Source organism: Cohnella sp. GCM10020058 (assembly GCF_042683485.1).
In the GTDB taxonomy this organism is placed as follows: domain Bacteria; phylum Bacillota; class Bacilli; order Paenibacillales; family Paenibacillaceae; genus Cohnella.
In genome coordinates this window covers 1-2,810 of record NZ_JBHUJV010000032.1, presented here as the reverse complement: position 1 = coordinate 2,810, position 2,810 = coordinate 1, and the positions used below count along the sequence as shown (strand labels likewise).

General features: G+C 54.8%; 3 protein-coding genes. All 3 read right to left on the bottom strand.

Annotation, left to right across the window (positions count from 1 at the left end; all coding sequences use genetic code 11):
• The coding region (locus ACFSR7_RS36155) for a hypothetical protein (RefSeq protein ID WP_378169561.1) at positions 1–239 on the bottom strand (239 nt) is incomplete at its 3' end.
• Positions 240–300: 61 nt separating this feature from the next.
• The gene (locus ACFSR7_RS36150; protein ID WP_378169559.1) at positions 301–816 is read right to left on the bottom strand and encodes a stalk domain-containing protein; all 516 of its coding nucleotides are present in this window, start codon (positions 814–816) and stop codon (positions 301–303) included.
• A gap of 53 nt (positions 817–869) precedes the next feature.
• A complete protein-coding gene (locus ACFSR7_RS36145) occupies positions 870–2,774 on the bottom strand; it encodes a phage tail spike protein (protein WP_378169557.1) in 1,905 nt (634 codons plus the stop codon).
• Positions 2,775–2,810: the final 36 nt, after the last annotated feature.

The following is a 2,810-nucleotide window of genomic DNA, read 5'->3' as shown; positions in this document are numbered from 1 at the left end:
TTACTTACCACGCCCGCAATAGAACGATACGTATCTTTTTGTTCGATAAGCGCCGTCAGCAGCTCGTCCCGGTCCTGCTCGACCTTATCAAAGAGCGACCGCGGTACAAGCTTTCCGGTCAGGACCAGGCGCATGACGTAGAGCATCGACACCAGGAAGATCAGCGCGAAGATGAGCGCGACGCCGTACTTCTCGGCCAGCTGCGCCAGCTTTTCAACTTGGTTTAAATCCTCATTCATTGCCGCGCACCGCCTCCCCTTAAAATAAAGAGCCCGCCGAATGGCGAGCCCTGTTTACCGATTATTTCTGTGCTTCGAGATCCGCTTTGCGCTGTTCCCAAATGGCGAGTTCAGCCTTCAATGAATCGAGCCCGGACTTGTGAAGTTGGGCCTCCGGGTCGTCAGCCAAACCCAACTCTACATCGCGGTCAACAATTCGTTGCCAATATGAAATTTGTTCCTTGTACGAATTAATTTCGATACCAATTCGCTCTGCCGAATAAACACTCTGTCCGGTGGTTGCAGGAGTCGGTGTAGCGGTCGGCGAACTGCTTGCCGCTGGTTTTGGCGTCTCAGATGTCGTCAAATTGATCTTCCCTCCCGACAAGTCAATCTGCAGGCCCAGGGCATCAGAGACGGACCGAACGGGCAGATAGCTTGTGTTATTGATGATTGCAGCCTGGCCGATAGATTTCCCACCCAATGTTACATCCCTTGTTCCAGCAACCTTTGATCCCTTCAAAAGTTCAGCCGCACCAGCTTGAAGACTGACCGTAAGCGCGACGCCAACGAGGAATGCGACTACGACTCTGCGCATAACAATATCCCCTATCGAATGGATTTTTTCCCAGTATACCACCATTCGACAGATTATGAACCCGCAATATTCACTTGTGCCAGAAGCGAACCATTAGCCGCAAATAGCTTCAAATTCTTCGTCGTAGAATCGTAGGTCATGTTTGCCGCTCTTGCATCTACGGTAGAAGCAAGGGTGGAAACGGTGCTAGAATCCGCCTTTGCAGCCAAATCACTAGCGCTAGCCTTCAATCCTAAGCTGGTTAAAATGTCGACGCCTTTTATATATACGGTGTTCCCGGTAATTCGAACATCTCCGCCCGAGGCAGCTAATTGAATGCCAGCGTTCACTGTCGATATAACTATTTCTGCCGACAGCGTCTCCATGTACATATATGCCAAACGATTTGCTGCTTGGTCCCAGAATCTTATGGCCGGCATATCGGGGGAAGACCAATTGAAAATATCCAGAGAATGCAGCGAATCTTTGAAAACCCGCAGCATATTGTCCGTATCGCTTAACTCGACCCGCGGGAACGTCCCGTTCCTGGTCGCGATGAAGCCACTGAGAATACGACCGGCCACAACCGTCCCCAGATTCGCGCTGATCGCGGAAAGGAAGTCGGCAATAATCTGGTTCGCTTGGACAATCCCTGTATATACCCCAGCGCTCGTCAGCTTCGTCGTTTTCCCATTCCAGTTTCCCGCCCCGGACACCTGTCCGTCAGGTAGCCCGCCGGTGATCTCGATCGCGCCGCCGTCGACCTTCAGGCCGTATTGTCCCGGTCCGTACTGACCGAGCCGCACCCGCTCCGCGTTGTGATCGTCCGTCACCTTGAGCCCCAACCCGTCGACGAGCGTCAGGCTATCGTCGTACTTGACGCCCTTGAGGACTGCATTTCTGGACGTGTACTCCATGGCCTTCTTGCTGCCGACTGTCGCGCTGAAGATATAGTCGGCCGTCGTGAGCTGCCGGAAGTTTGAAAGGATAACGTTGCCGCTCTTCTTCTCGAACGGGTACCGCTCGAACTCCTGGACGCGCGCGTCGAAGCTGTACCCAAGGACGTCGTCCCTCACCGTCACCGTGTCGCCAGCGCCGCGGATCCGCTCCGCGCTGAAGTCTGGATCTACCTTTTCCATCTGTACGAAGTCGACGTCGTAGGAAACGTTCGGCCGCTCGTACTTGGTGAGATACTTTTGCATCTCCTGCAGCAGCTTGCCCTGGTCTTCGATGTCGGCGAACTCGACCTTGCCCATCTTTGGCCGGGCCGGATCGAAGTAAGGGGAATCGATGTACTTCACCGTGCGGCCGCCGTAGCCCTCGATCGTAAGGCCGTCTTTGCCGTAGCCATAGAGCCGCGTCACCTGCTCCATGTTGTGGCTCGTTCGCTTGATGCCTTTCATGTTGTGCTGATACCGGACCCGTGCTCCGTAATTGCCCCCTGCGCGCGTCGTGAGCGTTATCTCGTAGTTGTTGAAGGACAACTCGGCGTTGTACAGCGTGCGGAGCTGCTGCAGAAGGTTAATTTTCTTGTCCTCGCCCCATTCCCAAACGTCTTGTGCGGCGAATGCGCCCTCGACGGCGAAGGTGTACGGCGTGTCCGCGCCCAGGATGCCCAGCATCTCCCCGGTCGTCTTCGCCGCGGCAAAGTCGATATAGGAGTCTAGGAAGTAATCGCCCAGGCTAAACGCGATGTGGTGCGCCTCAACGAGCTTATATAGCTTGAGCCCGTCGCGTACCTCTTGGACGTTCCGTATTCTGAAACGCTGCCCGCGCTCGACATCAGAGGGGAATACGACGTCGTTGTCCTCATACAGTGCATCGTAACGTTCGTCGCCCTCCTCGCGGGGATAGGTGAACGTGACATAATACTCGGCGTTCAGCACCTCGCGAACGCGGACGTTAAATGCGTTCGCCAGGATGCCGAACCTCCCGGCGCTCGTCCATATTTCAAGGCGGCTGCGCTTGTCGTCTCTCATAGGCTCATCCCTTAAACGTATTTATCGCGATAGATA